This is a genomic window from Aeromonas sp. ASNIH2 (genome assembly GCF_002934795.1).
Lineage (GTDB): Bacteria > Pseudomonadota > Gammaproteobacteria > Enterobacterales > Aeromonadaceae > Aeromonas > Aeromonas caviae.
Window position 1 is genome coordinate 4,044,188 of the sequence record NZ_CP026406.1, and the last position, 15,730, is coordinate 4,059,917.

The 15,730-nt window shown below is 61.8% G+C and carries 14 protein-coding genes and 1 tRNA gene; 9 read left to right on the forward strand and 6 right to left on the reverse strand.

Annotated features, from left to right (window positions below):
• Positions 1 to 7: 7 nt before the first annotated feature.
• The 3 genes from C3F36_RS19430 (at position 8) to C3F36_RS19440 (ending at position 3,364) form a co-directional block, all read left to right on the forward strand.
• Entirely contained in the window at positions 8 to 988 is a 981-nt protein-coding gene (locus C3F36_RS19430; RefSeq protein WP_104455726.1) for an ABC transporter ATP-binding protein, read from the forward strand.
• Entirely contained in the window at positions 989 to 1,984 is a 996-nt protein-coding gene (oppF, locus tag C3F36_RS19435) for a murein tripeptide/oligopeptide ABC transporter ATP binding protein OppF (protein ID WP_010674333.1), read from the forward strand.
• 435 nt (positions 1,985 to 2,419) lie between these two features.
• Positions 2,420 to 3,364, forward strand: coding sequence for a TerC family protein (locus tag C3F36_RS19440; RefSeq protein ID WP_041212841.1), 945 nt, complete (start codon positions 2,420 to 2,422; stop codon positions 3,362 to 3,364).
• A gap of 54 nt (positions 3,365 to 3,418) precedes the next feature.
• Here the strand turns inward: C3F36_RS19440 and alr are convergent, their stop codons facing one another.
• A complete protein-coding gene (gene alr, locus C3F36_RS19445) occupies positions 3,419 to 4,645 on the reverse strand; it encodes an alanine racemase (RefSeq protein ID WP_104455727.1) in 1,227 nt (408 codons plus the stop codon).
• A 179-nt stretch (positions 4,646 to 4,824) separates the two neighbouring features.
• Here alr and C3F36_RS19450 point away from each other — a divergent pair, with 179 nt between their 5' ends.
• The gene (locus C3F36_RS19450) at positions 4,825 to 5,271 is read left to right on the forward strand and encodes a methyltransferase family protein (protein ID WP_010674336.1); all 447 of its coding nucleotides are present in this window, start codon (positions 4,825 to 4,827) and stop codon (positions 5,269 to 5,271) included.
• 71 nt (positions 5,272 to 5,342) lie between these two features.
• Here C3F36_RS19450 and C3F36_RS19455 read toward each other — a convergent pair whose 3' ends face one another.
• The 3 genes from C3F36_RS19455 to C3F36_RS19465 all read right to left on the reverse strand — a co-directional run bounded on the left by C3F36_RS19455 (position 5,343) and on the right by C3F36_RS19465 (position 7,479).
• The gene (locus C3F36_RS19455) at positions 5,343 to 6,602 is read right to left on the reverse strand and encodes a dicarboxylate/amino acid:cation symporter (protein WP_104455728.1); all 1,260 of its coding nucleotides are present in this window, start codon (positions 6,600 to 6,602) and stop codon (positions 5,343 to 5,345) included.
• 203 nt (positions 6,603 to 6,805) lie between these two features.
• Entirely contained in the window at positions 6,806 to 7,282 is a 477-nt protein-coding gene (locus C3F36_RS19460; protein WP_041212844.1) for a CC0125/CC1285 family lipoprotein, read from the reverse strand.
• Positions 7,283 to 7,402: 120 nt separating this feature from the next.
• Positions 7,403 to 7,479: transfer RNA gene (locus C3F36_RS19465), tRNA-Pro, on the reverse strand.
• 33 nt (positions 7,480 to 7,512) lie between these two features.
• On the opposite strand from C3F36_RS19465, the gene C3F36_RS19470 reads away from it, so the two are divergent.
• Entirely contained in the window at positions 7,513 to 7,827 is a 315-nt protein-coding gene (locus C3F36_RS19470; RefSeq protein ID WP_104455729.1) for a hypothetical protein, read from the forward strand.
• Here the strand turns inward: C3F36_RS19470 and C3F36_RS19475 are convergent.
• Positions 7,817 to 9,160, reverse strand: a complete 1,344-nt coding sequence (locus tag C3F36_RS19475) for a dihydroorotase (RefSeq protein WP_039038976.1) — start codon at positions 9,158 to 9,160, stop codon at positions 7,817 to 7,819. The genes C3F36_RS19470 and C3F36_RS19475 overlap by 11 nt on opposite strands.
• A 79-nt stretch (positions 9,161 to 9,239) precedes the next feature.
• Between C3F36_RS19475 and C3F36_RS19480 the strand changes: the two genes are divergently transcribed.
• Positions 9,240 to 10,124, forward strand: coding sequence for a 6-carboxytetrahydropterin synthase (locus C3F36_RS19480; RefSeq protein WP_199769622.1), 885 nt, complete (start codon positions 9,240 to 9,242; stop codon positions 10,122 to 10,124).
• 124 nt (positions 10,125 to 10,248) lie between these two features.
• Complete coding sequence (locus C3F36_RS19485; RefSeq protein WP_049636880.1) at positions 10,249 to 11,586, forward strand: IS4-like element ISAeme15 family transposase; 1,338 nt, start codon at positions 10,249 to 10,251, stop codon at positions 11,584 to 11,586.
• Between the two features lie 47 nt (positions 11,587 to 11,633).
• Here C3F36_RS19485 and C3F36_RS19490 read toward each other — a convergent pair whose 3' ends face one another.
• Positions 11,634 to 13,646, reverse strand: coding sequence for a methyl-accepting chemotaxis protein (locus C3F36_RS19490; RefSeq protein ID WP_104455730.1), 2,013 nt, complete (start codon positions 13,644 to 13,646; stop codon positions 11,634 to 11,636).
• Between the two features lie 256 nt (positions 13,647 to 13,902).
• Between C3F36_RS19490 and hinT the strand changes: the two genes are divergently transcribed.
• Positions 13,903 to 14,253 carry a purine nucleoside phosphoramidase gene (gene hinT / locus C3F36_RS19495; protein WP_010674343.1) on the forward strand — a complete coding sequence of 117 codons (351 nt, stop codon included), beginning with the start codon at positions 13,903 to 13,905 and terminating at the stop codon, positions 14,251 to 14,253.
• Positions 14,253 to 15,674 carry a COG3014 family protein gene (locus C3F36_RS19500; protein WP_185367341.1) on the forward strand — a complete coding sequence of 474 codons (1,422 nt, stop codon included), beginning with the start codon at positions 14,253 to 14,255 and terminating at the stop codon, positions 15,672 to 15,674. Before hinT ends, C3F36_RS19500 begins: the two co-directional genes overlap by 1 nt.
• Positions 15,675 to 15,730 lie beyond the last annotated feature (56 nt).

Sequence of the window (15,730 nt, forward strand, 5' to 3'; positions counted from 1 at the left end):
TGTTTATATGAAATTACTGGATGTGAAAGATCTGCGGGTCGAGTTCAAGACCCCGGACGGCAATGTGGTGGCCGTCAACGACCTCAACTTCTCCCTCTCCGCCGGCGAAACCCTCGGGATCGTCGGGGAGTCCGGCTCCGGCAAGTCCCAGACCGCCTTTGCCATCATGGGGCTGCTCGCCAAGAACGGCGTCATCACGGGGTCGGCCAAGTTCCAGGGAGAGGAGATCCTCAACCTGCCGGAGTCCAAGCTCAACCGTATCCGCTCCGAGAAGATCGCCATGATCTTCCAGGATCCCATGACCTCCCTGAACCCCTACATGAAGGTGAAGGATCAGCTGATGGAAGTGCTGATGCTGCACAAGGGGATGACCAAGGCCGCTGCTTTCGAGGAGTCTGTGCGCATGCTGGACGCGGTGAAGATCCCCGAGTCGCGCAAGCGGATGAACATGTACCCCCACGAGTTCTCCGGCGGCATGCGCCAGCGGGTGATGATCGCCATGGCGCTCCTGTGCCGCCCGCAGCTGCTCATCGCCGACGAGCCGACCACGGCGCTGGACGTGACGGTGCAGGCCCAGATCATGACCCTGATGAACGAGCTCAAGCGCGAGTTCAACACCGCCATCATCATGATCACCCACGACTTGGGCGTGGTGGCCGGCATCTGCGACAAGGTGCTGGTGATGTACGCCGGCCGTACCATGGAATACGGCAAGGTGAACGACATCTTCTATCGGCCGAGCCACCCCTACACCGAGGGTCTGCTGCGCGCCATTCCCCGTCTCGACACCGAAGGGGAAGTGCTGCCCACCATCCCGGGCAATCCGCCCAACCTGCTGCGTTTGCCCACCGGTTGCCCCTTCCAGGAGCGCTGCCACCGGGTACACGAGATTTGCGGCCAGCAGTCCCCCATCCTCACCCCGTTCAACGACGGCCGGGAGCGGGCGTGCCACTGGGTATCGGATGCCATGATCAAGGGAGTGAACTAAATGGGTACTGACAAGAAACTGCTGCTGGAAGTGTCCGACCTCAAGGTTCACTTCCATATCAAGAGTGACAAGGCCTGGCCCTGGGCCAAGCCCTCCGCCCTGAAGGCGGTGGACGGGGTGACCCTGCGCCTCTACGAAGGGGAGACCCTGGGCGTAGTGGGGGAGTCCGGTTGCGGCAAATCCACCTTCGCCCGTGCCCTCATCGGCCTGGTACCGGCCACCGACGGCAAGGTGGTGTGGCTTGGGCAGGACTTGACCAAGCTCGAGCAGAACGCCCTGCGGGAGAAGCGCAAGGAGATCCAGATGATCTTCCAGGACCCGCTGGCCTCCCTGAACCCCCGCATGACCATAGGGGACATCATCGCCGAGCCCCTCATCACCTTCTACCCGACCCTGCCAAGGGAAGAGGTGAAGGAGAAGGTGCGCGCCATGATGACCAAGGTGGGTCTGTTGCCGAACCTGGTGAACCGTTACCCCCATGAGTTCTCCGGCGGCCAGTGCCAGCGCATCGGCATCGCCCGGGCGCTCATCCTCGAGCCCAAGATGATCATCTGTGACGAGCCGGTCTCGGCTCTGGATGTCTCCATCCAGGCTCAGGTGGTGAACCTGCTCAAATCCCTGCAAAAGGAGATGGGGCTCTCCCTCATCTTCATCGCCCACGACCTCTCCGTGGTCAAACACATCTCCGATCGGGTGCTGGTGATGTACCTGGGCAACGCGGTGGAGCTCGGGACCGGCAAGGAGATCTTCGCCAATCCTCTGCACCCCTATACCAAGGCGCTGATGTCGGCGGTCCCCATCCCGGATCCGGATCTGGAGCGCAGCAAGGTCATCCAGATCCTGGAAGGGGACTTGCCATCCCCCATGAATCCGCCCTCCGGCTGCGTGTTCCGCACCCGCTGCCCGGTGGCAGGCCCGGAGTGCGCCAAGACCAGGCCCCAGCTTGAGGGCAACTTCGACCACGCGGTTTCCTGTCTCAAGGTGGATCCGCTCTGAGAACCTGTTAACGATCTTGCTGCGAGGCCGTGATCAAGGCTCATGCGCTGTTCGGAATCCTCATGTATTCATATACATTCCGGTTCCTGCGCTGCTCTTTACCTTGTTGACGACCTCTCGCGACAGCTCGTAAACAGGTTTTCAGGAGAACCGTATCGAGAAGGGCGCGTGCTGGCGCCCTTTTTATTGCATGGGGGATAAGATGCCTCTTGGCGCCAGCGGTTGTCGCTGCTACTATCCGCCGCACAAGGGGAGTAACTTCTCGCCGGTTTGTCGTCATTACGGTGCACCCATATCCTGCAGTGCACCCGGCAGCCGGGCAGTCGATGTCAATCGGCTGTAAGTGAGACCTTGCCGAGAGGCAAGGTGTATCTGCTCCAAACGCGAACCCACTGCCTCCCGGCCGTGGGTTTTGTCGTTTTGGGAGAAGTGAAAATGGGTGAATGGTGGATGTGGACCGGTTTCTTCAGCATAGTGCTGGTCCTGTTGTGGATTGATATCCGCTTTGTCGGTGGCGGCAAGGCGCACAAGGTGTCGCTGAAAGAGGCGGGCATCTGGTCTCTCATCTGGGTCAGCGTGGCGCTCCTGTTCAACCTAGCCATCTGGCTCTGGCTGGATCACAGTGCCGGGCGCGAAATCGCGAACCAGAAGGGGCTGGAGTTTCTCACCGGTTACCTCATCGAAAAGGCATTGGCGGTGGACAACGTCTTCGTCTGGTTGATGCTGTTCGGCTACTTCGCCATCCCGGCGGAGCTGCAGCGCCGGGTCCTGCTCTACGGGGTGCTGGGGGCCATCGTGATGCGCGCCGGCATGGTGTTCGCGGGCAGCTGGCTCATCGAGCAGTTCCACTGGATCCTCTACCTGTTCGGGGCCTTCCTGCTGCTGACCGGTGCCAAGATGCTGTGGGCGGCCGACAAGGAGCCGGATCTCGAGAACAATGCCCTGCTCGGCTGGATGCGTCGTCGCTTCAAGGTGACCGAGACGCTGGAGGGAGAGAAGTTCTTCGTCTGGCGTGACGGTGTGCGCTACGCGACCCCGCTGCTGCTCATCCTGGTGCTGGTGGAGGTGAGCGACCTCATCTTCGCGGTGGACAGTATCCCGGCCATCTTCGCGGTGACCACGGATCCCTTCATCGTGCTCACCTCCAACATCTTCGCCATCATGGGGCTGCGCGCCATGTACTTCCTGCTGGCCGGGGTGGCCGATCGTTTCGCCCTGCTCAAATACGGCCTGGCGCTGATCCTGATGTTCATCGGGGTCAAGATGTTGCTGCTCGATATCTTCAAGATACCGACCGGCATCGCCCTTGGCGTGGTGGCGCTGATCCTGCTGGCCTCCATGGGGCTGAGTCTGCTGATGACCCGCAAAAAGACGGCATGAACGGCGCAGTAAAAAGGGCTCCCTCGGGAGCCCTTTTTCATGTCAGCAATTTGCTTAGCGCTTGATCTTCTTGGGGTTGGTGTAGCCCCAGACGGTGTACATGTCCGCCAAGAGGGCACCGTTGTACTCCTCCAGATCGGATTGTTTCACCTCGGCATCACCCTGGCGTCCGAACAGGACCACCTCGTCACCGGGTTTGATCCCCTTGATGTCGGTGACGTCCACCATGGTGGTGTTCATGGAAGTCTTGCCCACGACGGGGGCCTTCTGGCCATGGATCAGCACATAGGCCTTGTTGCTCATGGCGCGGCGGTAGCCGTCGGAGTAGCCCATCGGCAGGTTGGCCAGCAGGGAGTCGCGCTTGAGGGTGAAGGTGCGGTCATAGCCGACGGTGTTGCCCGCCGGGTAGTGGTTGACGGAGGCGACCTGGGTCTTGAACGCCATCACCTTCTTGTACTCGTTGTAGGAGGGAATGGTGTCGCCATAGATGATGCCGCCCGGGCGCACCATGTCAAAGTAGGCTTCCGGCACTTCCAGGGTGGCGAAGGAGTTGGCGGCGTGGATGGTGAGCTTGCTGCGATCCAGCTTGCCGGCGTCGATGAGCCACTGGTAGTCCAGCTTGAACTGGGCCAGCCCCAGCTTGACGTCCTCTTTCTCCTCCACCGGGAAGTGGGTCATGATGCCGACCGGGGTGATCCCCTTGAGCTTGAGCATGGCCAGGGCATCGGCCTTGGCATCGTCCTGGCGCAGATCGATGCCGTTGCGGCTCATGCCGGCGGAGTTCAGGCCGATGTGCACCGGGACGTTGGTGTGATGGCGCTGGGCGATGTCGGCGATCCCCTTGGCGCTCTCCAGGCTGCCGATGAGCTCTTCCAGCTTGTAGGGCAGGGCCTGCTCCACTTCATCCGGGGTGGCGGCACGCACCCGCATCAGGCGACCTTCGAAGCCCTTCTCGCGGGCAACACGTGCTTCTTCGTTGCTGGCGATGCCGATGCAGGGGATGCCTGCCTTGACCACGGAAGGGACCAGCAGGTCGATGCCGTGACCGTAGGCGTCCGCCTTCATGATGGCGCAGATCTGCGGGCCCTTGTCACCGAGGCGATTCTTCAGGGTCTGGATGTTGTGCTCGAAGGCACCGAGATCCACTTCCAGCCAGGCGTTGGCGGCGGTCTGTTCCTGACCGTTGCGGTGGTCGTCGGCGAGCGGCAGATAGGGGGCGGCGACCGCCTGGCCGGCCAGCAGGCCAAAGATCAGGGTCGCGAGCAGTGTTTTCTTGTGCATGGGGCAAGTCCTTTCTTATTGTCTTGAGTTGAGGCTGGGCTCATCGCTGAGGCGAGCTGCGGCATGGCTGGTCATAGCATGTTGCTATGCTAATGATATATTTCACTTTTTATCCAGATGCCGACTCTGGGAGTGTATCTCAACGGCGTCAATCGTGGCACGTGTTGCAGGAAGAAAATATGAAGCTGACGTTGCGGATTCCACCGCTGCTGCTGTTCGTCGTCATCGTGCTCGCCATGTGGCTGGGGCGGGGCGAGGGGAGGGCAGCGCCCCTGTGGCTGGTGCTGGTCGCCACGCTGTGGCTGGCGGGAGCCCTGCTGGGAGGCGGTGCGCTTCTGCATTTCTGGCAGCAGCGCACCACCGTGCACCCCCAGCGGCTGGAGAGCAGCCGGGTGCTGGTGACCCGGGGCGTCTATCGCATCAGCCGCAATCCCATGTACCTGGGGCTGCTCTGCTGGACCCTGGCGCTGGCGTGCTATCTGGGAGGCATGGCAGTGTGGCTCGGGCCGCTGCTGCTCTGGGGCTGGCTTACCCGCTTCCAGATCCTGGCGGAGGAGCAGGCGCTGCGGCGACAATTCGGCGATGCCTATGACGACTATTGCCGACAGGTCAGGCGCTGGTGCTGAGGCGCGGCGTGCCCCATCAGGCATATGACAACGGCCCGCAGAGGCGGGCCGTTGTCATGGGGGTCAGGGGATCACGCCTTGGCGGTGTCCACCTCGCCGAGGGGAGCGGTCTCCCCCAGGCTGTCTTCGCTCTTGGCCACCACGCTCGCGGCGATGGCGTTGCCCAGCACGTTGGTGGCGGAGCGCCCCATGTCGAGGAAGTGGTCGATACCGAGCAGCAGCAGGATGCCCGCTTCCGGGATGTGGAACTGGTTGAGGGTGGCGGCAATCACCACCAGGGAGGCGCGGGGCACCCCGGCCATTCCCTTGGAGGTGACCATCAGCAGCAGCAGCATGGTGATCTGCTGGGCCGTGGAGAGCTCGATGCCATAGGCCTGGGCGATGAACATCACCGCGAAGGTGCAGTACATCATGGAGCCGTCAAGGTTGAAGGAGTAGCCCATGGGGAGCACGAAGCTGGCGATGCGCTTGTCACAGCCGAACTTCTCCAGCCTGTCCAGGGTCTTGGGGTAGGCAGCCTCGGAGCTGGCGGTGGAGAAGGCCAGCAGGATGGGTTCGCGAATGAGGGCGAGCAGAGTCAGGATGCGGCGGCGGATGAAGAGGCTGCCCATGGCGATGAGCAGCAGCCAGAGGCAGCCGAGCGCCAGATAGAACTGGGCCATGAAGGTGCCATAGGTGGCGAGGATGCCGAGCCCCTCCTTGGCGACCATGGCGGCGATGGCGCCAAACACCGCGAACGGGGCGAAGTTCATCACGTAGCCGGTCACCTTGAGCATGATCTCGGCGCCGCTGGCCATCAGCTTGACCACGGGCTTGGCGTCGTCCCCCAGGGCGGCGGCGGCCAGCCCGAAGAAGAGGGAGAAGACCACGATCTGCAGGATCTCGTTGGTGGCCATCGCCTCGACCACGCTTTTCGGGATGGCGTGGGTCACGAAATCCTTGAGGGAGATGGCAGTGGCAGCCACGCCGGAGCTGGCGCCGTCATCGGGCAGGGAGAGGGAGAGCCCCACCCCAGGTTGCATCAGGTGGACCATGACCAGCCCCAGGGTCAGGGACATCAGGGAGGCGAGCATGAACCAGCCCAGGGTCTTGACGCCGATGCGGCCCACGGTGCGGGTGTCGCCCATCTTGGCGATACCGACCACGAGCGTGGTGAACACCAGGGGGGCGATGATCATCTTGATGAGGCGCAGGAAGATGTCGGTCAGCAGGGTGATGTCATCGGCAAAGCCTGCGGCCTGTGCGGGCGCGAGCAGGCGATAACCCTGCCCGGTCACGATGCCAAGCAACATCGCAATGAGGATGGCAACGGTCAACTTGTTCATTTTCATGGGGGAGTTCCGGTTTCGATAGGTGCAATGCCTGTGCAGGCGGCGAGGGGCCGCCTCAGTCCTTTTTTGTGAACCGGGCGGTGGAATCCAGACAGCCGGTGTGCTGGAGCATGCCTAATCGCGAAGGGGAAATCCAGTGACTTGTTTCGGAGTTTTGCGCTGTTGTTAGCTGCATTTGATATGCATCTTGTGATTTATTTGTATTAATCGCTGTTTATTTTAATTTTTGCGAGATAAACGGCTTCCATGCTCTGTGCGTCCCGGGGGCTGGCCTCCAGGGTGAAGACGAGCAGGGCCGAGGTGCGATGTTCCACCTGCATGTCGTCCATGAAGGTGTCTGGCTCGTACTCGTCGAACCCGAATTGGGGGCGGGTCGGGGTGACCCTGACGGCATCCCGCGACAGGGTCAGCGTCTCGACCCGAATCCAGGGGTATCCCTTTGCCAGTGCCACCTCACCGGCCCGCTTGAGCACGTATTTGCGCGCCGTTTCCCTGTCCACCAGATCGTTGCCCACAAACTCCAGTTGCCAGCGGGCCGGGCCAAGCTGGGTCTGTGAAAAACCGGTCTGGCCATTCCAGAACGATTTTTCACTGTCATAGGCGGTGGCGCAGCCCGCGAGCTGGCCGACCAGCAAGGCGCTGAGGGCAAGGGTGCAGAAAGTACGAAGGGAAGGCAACATGATGCGGGCCGCTTGGCAAAGGGGGTTTTACTACAGCATAAAGGGGTTGGAGAGACAATCGCGGTGGAAGACCATAAAAGAAAAGGCCTTGTCGTCTGACAAGGCCTTTCTCGGGGAATTTGGTCGGTGTGAGAGGATTCGAACCTCCGACCCTCTACACCCCATGCAGATGCGCTACCTGGCTGCGCTACACACCGACGGAGTCAGCTCGGCTGACGGGGAGGGAGTTTATGGAGATGCCCCGACCCTGTCAACAGGGGAAATTCAGGTTCGAGATCGTTTGCCTGCTTTGCGAGCAACTTCGGATCAAAGTGCGACCAGTGGTGCATTTTGTCGGCACCTCACCGCTGTCTTGCAGTAAAAACGGCCACCCGGAGGTGGCCGTTTGGCGTGATGCTCTCAAGCCGAGATCAGCGGTTGAAGGTGAGTCGCTTGCCCAATACCTTGTCGGTGACTTGGCCGTTCTGCCAGGCTATTTGCCCGTTGACCAGGGTCATCTCAAGCAAGGCGCGCTGGAAGCGGTCATCATCCAGATCAGCGGTTGAAGGTGAGTCGCTTGCCCAATACCTTGTCGGTGACTTGGCCATTCTGCCAGGCTATTTGTCCGTTCACCAGGGTCATCTCGATGGTGCTCTGGAAGCGGTAGCCGTTGAACGGGGACCAGCCGCACAGGTAGAGCAGGTTGCTGTCGGTGACCACATAGGGCTTGCCGAGATCCAGCAGCACCAGGTCGGCGAAGTAGCCTTCCCGGATGTAGCCGCGATCCTGCACCTGGAAGCGCTCGGCCACCGCGTGGGAGGTCTTCTTGACGATGGTTTCCAGGCTGAAGACCCCGTTGTGGTAGAGCTCCAGCAGCGCCTGCAGGGAGTGCTGCACCAGGGGCACGCCGGACGGCGCCTTGAAGTAGCTGTTCTGCTTCTCTTCCCAGGTGTGGGGGGCGTGGTCGGTGGCGATGATGTCGAGCACGTCGTTGCGTACCGCATCCAGCAGGGCGTGCTGGTCGGCAGCGCTCTTCACCGCCGGGTTGCACTTGATCTGGCTGCCCAGGGTGTCGTAGTCCGCCTCGTTGAAGAAGAGGTGGTGGACGCACACTTCGGCGGTGATGTTCTTGTCCTTGAGATCCTTCAGATCCGGGGTGGCGGTAAAGAGTGAGAGCTCTTTCGCCGTGGTCAGGTGCAGCACGTGCAGCTTGGCGCCGTACTGCTTGGCCAGGGAGACCGCCATGCTGGAGGATTTGTAGCAGGCGTCCGCGCTGCGGATGCGGCCGTGCTCGCGCATGGGCACGTCTTCGCCCCACTTGGCGCGAGCTTCGTCTTCCAGCACCTTGATGGACGGGGTGTCCTCGCAGTGGGTGACGATCATCACCGGGCTCTCGCGGAAGATGGCTGCCAGGGTCTCCTGGTTGTCCACCAGCATGTTGCCGGTGGAGGCCCCCATGAAGATCTTGATGCCGCAGGACTGCTTGGGATCGAGTTTCTTGATCTCTTCCAGGTTGTCGTTGGTGGCACCCAGGTAGAAGCTGTAGTTGGCGGCGGCGGAGTTGGCGGCGATCTGGTATTTGGCTTCGAGAGCGTCGATGGTGGTCGTCTGGGGATTGACGTTGGGCATTTCCATGAAGCTGGTGGTGCCACCGGCCACGGCGGCCCGGGATTCACTGGCGATGGTTCCCTTGTGGGTCAGGCCGGGCTCCCGGAAGTGGACCTGATCATCGATCATCCCGGGGATGAGATGGCGGCCCGTTGCATCGATCACCACGGCATCGGGGGCACTGATGTCCGGGGCGACGCGGGCGATCCGCTCACCCTCGATCAGGACGTCGGAGGCATAGATGCGGCCTTCGTTGACCAGGGTGGCATTCTTGATAAGCAATTTGTTCATGGGGGAGTCCGGTTCCTTTGTCAGTGATCGCGGGTCATAATAGCGCAAACCGCCCTTTCTCTGTAGCAAGGCCTGAGTAATGAAGTTATTTGTTAGAGATTTGACTGTGATCGATTCCAGCTATTTATGCGAGCGCCGCGGCATGGTGGGCGAGAGCTGGCTGGTGGACATCGAGATGAGCGGCGAGCTCAACGAGATGAGCATGTTGCTGGACTTCGGTCGGGTGAAGAAGCTCATCAAGTCCATCATCGATGAAGAGGTGGATCACAAGCTGCTGGTGCCGACGGAATGTCCCCTGGTCCATGTCCACGCGCTGGACAACGACGAGAGTACCGTGGATCTGCTGCGTCCGGGTCGCGCCATCCACCTGCGCTGCCCGACCCAAGGGTTTGCCTTCATTCCCGCCCCCCAGGTGGATAAAGAGTCGGTGACCCGCTATCTGCTGGGGGTACTGGCCAAGCGTCTGCCCGGCAACATCAAGGATCTCTCCCTGACGTTGCGTTCGGAGCGCATCGAGGGCGCCTTCTACCACTACAGCCACGGCCTCAAGAAGCACGACGGCAACTGCCAGCGCATCGCCCACGGCCACCGCTCTCCCGTCGAGATCCTGGTGGACGGGGAGCGTGACGAGGAGCTGGAGTTCAACTGGGCCGAGCGCTGGGCCGACATCTACCTGGGCACCGAAGAGGACAGGGTGGCCCTTGGCGAACTCGCCCTGAGCGAGTGGGCCGAGGCGTCACTGAAAGAAGGGGACGCTCACTACATCGGCTTCAAGTACGTGGCGCCCCAGGGGCTGTTCCAGCTCGCCATGCCGGCGGCGGAGGTGGAGATGATCGACACCGACACCACCATCGAGTTGCTGGCCCACTACATCGCCCGAGAGGTGAAGAAGCAGGTAGGGGACAAGTTCGTCAAGATTGTCGCCTATGAAGGGGTCGGCAAGGGCGCCATCGCCTACGCCTGATCCAGGTTCTTCGCTGCCATGAAAAGGCCCCGCCAATGCGGGCAATGCTGATCAGTTAAGGATCCATTGACCGATCCTTCTGCTGTAGGACAATCCGGAACCAATCACTAGTTCCGGATTTTTTATGTCTATTGCAAACGATCTGAACGATGTTGTTGAGGCATCTGGCGACATGCTGGCTCGGCTGGCCATTTTTGCCGACCATATTCCCGACGAATGGATTACTGCCGCTGCCGCCTTGTCTGAAAAGGCCACTATCCGCCGACGCCGCTTACCTTCTGATATGGTCTTGTGGCTCGTCGTGGGGATGGCCTTTTTCCGCAATGAGCCCATCTCCGAGGTCGCTCGGCGCCTCAACATCTGTGCAGAAGGGTTGGCCAATGATGCCTTGCTCGCGGACAGTGCCCTGTCTCAGGCCCGTCAGCGACTCGGCAAACAGCCGCTCGAGTGGCTGTTCAAACAGTGCGCCGATGTGTGGGGGCGGGAACGTTATCCTGAAGACCATTGGCACGGTTTACAGGTCTTTGCCATCGATGGGGCCCTGTTCCGAACCCAGGATATGCCTGAACTCAGAGCACATTTCGGCTCGGGTAACACCTCAACCAACCGGCAGACACCCTACCCGATGCTGCGGTTGGTCACGCTCATGAATGTCCGCTCGCATGTCATTGCCAACGCGGCCATCAGCCCGTACCGCAAAGGGGAAATCCCCCTGGCCAGCGAGTTCATTCACTCATTGCCGGACAAGTCAGTGACCCTGCTGGATAAAGGCTTCTTCGGTGCCGACCTGTTGCTGCGTATTCAGGCCGAAGACACCGACCGTCACTGGCTCATCCCGGAACGCAAGGGGCTGGTATACACGGAACTTGAGCGCTATGGCGACGGTGACCGTCTGTTGCAAATGACGGTCTCGCCTCAGGCTCGCAAGAAAAACCCGGCGTTGCCGACACACTGGCAAGTTCGCGCAGTGACCTATGAGGTGGCAGGCAAGGAGAAAACGGTCTTTACCTCCCTGCCCGTGGCGCGATTCAGTGCAGCTCAGGTGGCGACCCTGTACCACGAGCGCTGGGAAATCGAGCTGGGATACCGGGATATCAAAAGCGCGATGCAGCACAACGCCATCACGCTGAGAAGCAAGAAAGTGAACTTGGTCTATCAGGAGCTGTGGGGATTGCTGCTTGGATACAATCTGGTCAGGCGGGAGGCCAGCCAGGCCGCCGTAGCCCATCAGCGAGCGCCCAATGAGGTGAGCTTTAAGTTTGCCTGTCAGTTCATCGCGAACCAGATGGCAGTGATGGCGGGCGCGTTATCGCCAGCCCATACGCCACGGAGGTTGGCGGAGTTGCGGGGCTGCATAGGCGTCATGTTCATAGAAAAACGCCCCAGGCCATCGAGACCCAGGGCGGTGAAGATATCAAAGACCCGTTTTCCGGTAAATCGCAATGCGGCTCCGCTTAAGTGAACAGCATTGCCGCCAATGCGGGGCCTTGTCGTATCGGGTCGTGGCCATCAGGCACTGAGGCGGAAGCGCTGGACCAGCCCCTCCTGCTGCTCGGCAAGGGAGTCGAGCTGCTGGCTGGTCTCGGCTACCCGCTCTATGCCCTGATAGTTGAGATCCGAGATGTCGGAGATGCGGTTGAGGTTGGTGGCGATGTCGGCGCTGGTGGCCTGCTGCTGCTCGGCGGCGGAGGCTATCTGGCTGGACATGTCGCTGATGAGCACCACGATGCCCTGCACCTCTTCCATGGCGTTGTTGGCCTGGGAGCTCTGATCCACGCAGCTGTCCATCTCGCGGGAGCACTCCTGCATCACGTTGACTGCCCGGGCGACGCCTTGCTGCAGGTTCTCGATCATGGTCTGGATTTCGCTGGTGGACTGGGCGGTGCGGCCAGCCAGGTTGCGCACCTCGTCGGCCACCACCGCAAACCCGCGTCCCTGCTCGCCGGCACGGGCCGCCTCGATGGCGGCGTTGAGGGCCAGCAGGTTGGTCTGCTCGGCGATGCCGCGGATGACGTCGAGGATGTTGCCAATCTGGCCGCTCATGGCGCTCACGTCGCCAATCACCTTGCCGGTCTGCTGCAGCTTGCCCGCGAGCTGGTGGGTGGTGGTGATGTTGCCTGCCATCACCTTGCGCCCCATCTCGGAGGCTTTCTCCACATCCTGCACCCGCTCCAGGGTCTGGTTGGCGGCCTGGGCAACCTCCCGCACCGAGGCCTCCATCTGGGTCATGGCGGCGGCGACCGAGGCGGTCTCCTGACGCTGTTTCTCCAGATCCGCCCGCACCGATTCGGTGGTGTGGCGGTTGTCGTGGGCGGCGCTGTTGAGCTGGGTCGAAGCCTGGGAGAGCTGCTTGAGCACATCCCCCATCTGGTGGATCAACAGGTTGATCTGGCTGGCGAGCTGGCCGAATTCGTTCTGGCTCTTGAAGCCGACGCGCTGGGTCATGTCACCCTGGGTCACCTCGGTCAGCACCCGCAGCAGCTCTTTCAAGGGGCGGCGGATGGCCTTGCCCAGGGTGAAGGCCACCAGGATGGCGACGAAGATGGCGATGGCGATGCTGATCCCCTGGGTCAGGGTACTCTGGGTCTGCACCCGATCGGAGGCCTGGATGCTGGCGTTCATCAGCTGCTGGCTCTGGGCGGTGATCCCCTCCAGCTTGTTCTGGATGCTGAGGATGAGCTGGCTCGCCTGCTTGCTCTGCTCGCGCATGGCCTGCTGCTGCTTCATCAGGACCAGGTATTGGGAGAGCACGCCGTCATTGCCCGTGGTGTCGCGCACGAAGCCATGGACGTAGTGGCCCATGTTGTTGTCGAAATCCTTGAGCTCCCCCTGGAGATCCTTGATGGTGCTGTTGAAGCCCTCGATCTGCATCTTGTTGCGCTTGAGAGCCGCCTCGATGGGGGCGGGGATGCTCTGGTTGAGGGCATCCATGGTGGAGAGCTCGATGGCGGAGAGCTTGGTGGTCAGGGTCTCGGAGAGCATTTTGATGAAGCTGTCGTCGATGGTGACCATCATGTCCCCCAGGTTCTTCTTGAACTGGGGCAGGCTGACCTGGAACTGGCCCTTGGCCTGATTGACCTTGTGCAGCCGGGTGAGCAGGGCCTCGTGTTCGCCGGGCAGGGTCTGGGTCAGTTGCAGGTAGTCATCCACCAGCTTGACGAGGGCAGTCATGTCCGCCTGCAACTGGGGATGAACCGCCACCTGCTGTTTGAGGCTGGCGACCATCTTGTCGACCTGGCCCTTGGCCTGTTGCAACTCGGCCACTTCCGCCGGCAGTTGCTTGAGATCCTGCTCGGTCAGCACGTCGGTGAGCCATTTGTTGGCGCTGAGCAGGCTTATCTGGGTCTGGCTGCTGGCGAGTACCAGCGGCATGGACTCCTGGGTCACCTGATCCAGGGCGCCGCTGAGTTCGCTCTGGCCGCGAAAGGTCAGTACCGCACTGGCGACCATGACGGCGACCAGGATGGCAAAGCCCAGATAGACTCTCTGTAAGATCGAGAGGTCTGACATTGTTTGTTTCATTATTGTCCCGCTGTCTGTGCAAAAGTCCCTTGCCTGAGTACCCCGTCCCTTTGATACCCTGCATGCCCCGAAGGGGATGCCGTTGTGGTTCGCGGGACGTCTCCTCGCTATCGGTATTCTTCACAATAACTGAAGCGATTGGGACAACGGCTGTGCCAAATGTCGGCTTGTGTCACACTTGGCGCGTTGCGGCGGCCTGTTTGGGAGCCGCTTGAGCTTTGTATTGAATTTTCTTTTTCCTATAAAGGAGTTACCCATGGCGCAAGAAACCATTTTCAGCAAAATCATCCGCAAGGAGATCCCCGCCGACATCCTTTATCAAGACGATCTGGTGACCGCGTTTCGCGACATCCAGCCCAAGGCCAAGACCCATATCCTGATCATTCCCAACGTGCTCATCCCCACCGTCAACGACGTGGAGCCGGATCACGAGCTGGCGCTGGGCCGGATGTTCACCGTGGCCCGCAAGCTCGCCAGCGACGCGGGCATCGCCGAGGACGGCTACCGCCTCATCATGAATTGCAACCGCCACGGCGGGCAGGAGGTCTATCACATCCACCTGCACCTGGTCGGTGGCGAGCCCCTGGGACCCCTGCTGAGCCTGTGATGCGCCTCGTCCCGTCGACCGGCCTGCTGTTGGCCGGTCTGCTGCTGGGGGGCTGTGCCTCCCAGTGGAAAGACATGTTCGTCTCCTACTCGGATCAGATGGTGCCCCTGCGCAACCAGCTGCTGCTGGGCCATGCCGCCGAGGCCCTGCCCGAGGTGCGCGAATCGACCCCGGGGGACGACACCTTCGTGCTCGACCAGCTGGAGAAGGGGCGCATCGCCTGGCTGGCGGGTCAGGACGGCCCCAGCAAGCAGGCCTTTGCCGCCGCCGACAGCCGGCTTGCGTGGGAAGACAATCAGGCCGAGTACCGCCTGAGCCAGGGACTGGCCCAAGCGGGCAGCCTGCTCACCAACGATCAGACCCTGGCTTACCAGGCGCCCGATTACGAGCGCACCATGCTGCACCACTATCTGGCGCTCAACTACTTGCAGCGCGGGGATGCCGACGGCGCCCTGGTAGAGGTGCGCCGTGCCAACCAGGTGCAGGAGCAGGCCCTTAAACGGCGGGCTGACGAGGTGCGCAAGGCCGCGCAGGAGGGGGATCGGGAGGACGAAGCCGGGGAGATGCGCCAGCTGATGTCGCGCGGCGCCCCCGAGCTCGATCGCCTGATAGGCCAGGTGAAAAACGGTTTCCAGAACGCCTACACCTTCTATTTCTCCGGCTTGCTCTACGAGGCGGCCGGGGATCTCAACGACGCCTGGGTCGATTACCAGCGCGGCTACCAGATAGCGCCGGACAACCAGAGCCTGCAGGATGCCTTGCTGCGCCTGGCCCGGCTTCGCGGCTCTCCCGAGGAGCTCAAGGAGACCGAGCAACGGATGGGCCGCAAGGCGCCGCAGCCGGTCAAGGATGAAGGACAGCTGGTGGTGCTGTTTGAAGATGGCCTCATCCCGGCGCGCCGGGAGCTCTTCCTGCCGCTGCCCATCTCCACCTCCAGCGGCGATTTTCGTACCTTTACCGTGGCGGTGCCCTATTACGACAATCGGGCCAGCGACGGCGCCCCGCTCACCCTGTCGGTGGGCAAGGGGGTGGCGCAGACCAGCGAGCTGGTGAGGCTGGAGGCGCTGGCGGCCAAGGATCTGCAGGAGCGGCTGCCCGGCATGCTGACCCGGCAGGCCCTGCGGCTGGTGGCCAAGGAGCAGGTACGGCGCACTGCCGCCAAGGAGGGGGGGGATGTGGGCAACATCCTGGTGGGGATCTTCAACACCCTCTCGGAGCGGGCGGATACCCGCAGCTGGCTGACGCTGCCCGCCAAGGCCTCGAGCTGGCAGGGGATGGTCCCGGCCGGGAACGTCACCCTGACCCTGGGGGCGGGCAGCGCCATGCGCACCCTGCCACTCAGCGTCCACGCCGGGCGCACCACCCTGGTGTGGGTACAGCGCCTGGGGAGCGGGCTCACGACCCGGGTGATGCCCCTCTAGGGGGAACCGGATATGGCAACTCAGATGAATGACCGGTCAGGCCGACGGCCACCGGC

What these genes read in the sequence shown, in the direction of transcription:
- C3F36_RS19455 (WP_104455728.1), bottom strand. Translation starts at nt 6,602, where the DNA reads ATGAAAATGAACAAGTTGACCGTTGCCATCCTCATTGCGATGTTGCTT.
- C3F36_RS19475 (WP_039038976.1), bottom strand. Translation starts at nt 9,160, where the DNA reads ATGAACAAATTGCTTATCAAGAATGCCACCCTGGTCAACGAAGGCCGC.
- C3F36_RS19470 (WP_104455729.1), top strand. Translation starts at nt 7,513, where the DNA reads ATGGAGATGCCCCGACCCTGTCAACAGGGGAAATTCAGGTTCGAGATC.
- C3F36_RS19430 (WP_104455726.1), top strand. Translation starts at nt 8, where the DNA reads ATGAAATTACTGGATGTGAAAGATCTGCGGGTCGAGTTCAAGACCCCG.
- C3F36_RS19450 (WP_010674336.1), top strand. Translation starts at nt 4,825, where the DNA reads ATGAAGCTGACGTTGCGGATTCCACCGCTGCTGCTGTTCGTCGTCATC.
- C3F36_RS19480 (WP_199769622.1), top strand. Translation starts at nt 9,240, where the DNA reads ATGAAGTTATTTGTTAGAGATTTGACTGTGATCGATTCCAGCTATTTA.
- C3F36_RS19500 (WP_185367341.1), top strand. Translation starts at nt 14,253, where the DNA reads ATGCGCCTCGTCCCGTCGACCGGCCTGCTGTTGGCCGGTCTGCTGCTG.
- C3F36_RS19490 (WP_104455730.1), bottom strand. Translation starts at nt 13,646, where the DNA reads ATGAAACAAACAATGTCAGACCTCTCGATCTTACAGAGAGTCTATCTG.
- C3F36_RS19485 (WP_049636880.1), top strand. Translation starts at nt 10,249, where the DNA reads ATGTCTATTGCAAACGATCTGAACGATGTTGTTGAGGCATCTGGCGAC.
- C3F36_RS19460 (WP_041212844.1), bottom strand. Translation starts at nt 7,282, where the DNA reads ATGTTGCCTTCCCTTCGTACTTTCTGCACCCTTGCCCTCAGCGCCTTG.
- oppF (WP_010674333.1), top strand. Translation starts at nt 989, where the DNA reads ATGGGTACTGACAAGAAACTGCTGCTGGAAGTGTCCGACCTCAAGGTT.
- hinT (WP_010674343.1), top strand. Translation starts at nt 13,903, where the DNA reads ATGGCGCAAGAAACCATTTTCAGCAAAATCATCCGCAAGGAGATCCCC.
- alr (WP_104455727.1), bottom strand. Translation starts at nt 4,645, where the DNA reads ATGCACAAGAAAACACTGCTCGCGACCCTGATCTTTGGCCTGCTGGCC.
- C3F36_RS19440 (WP_041212841.1), top strand. Translation starts at nt 2,420, where the DNA reads ATGGGTGAATGGTGGATGTGGACCGGTTTCTTCAGCATAGTGCTGGTC.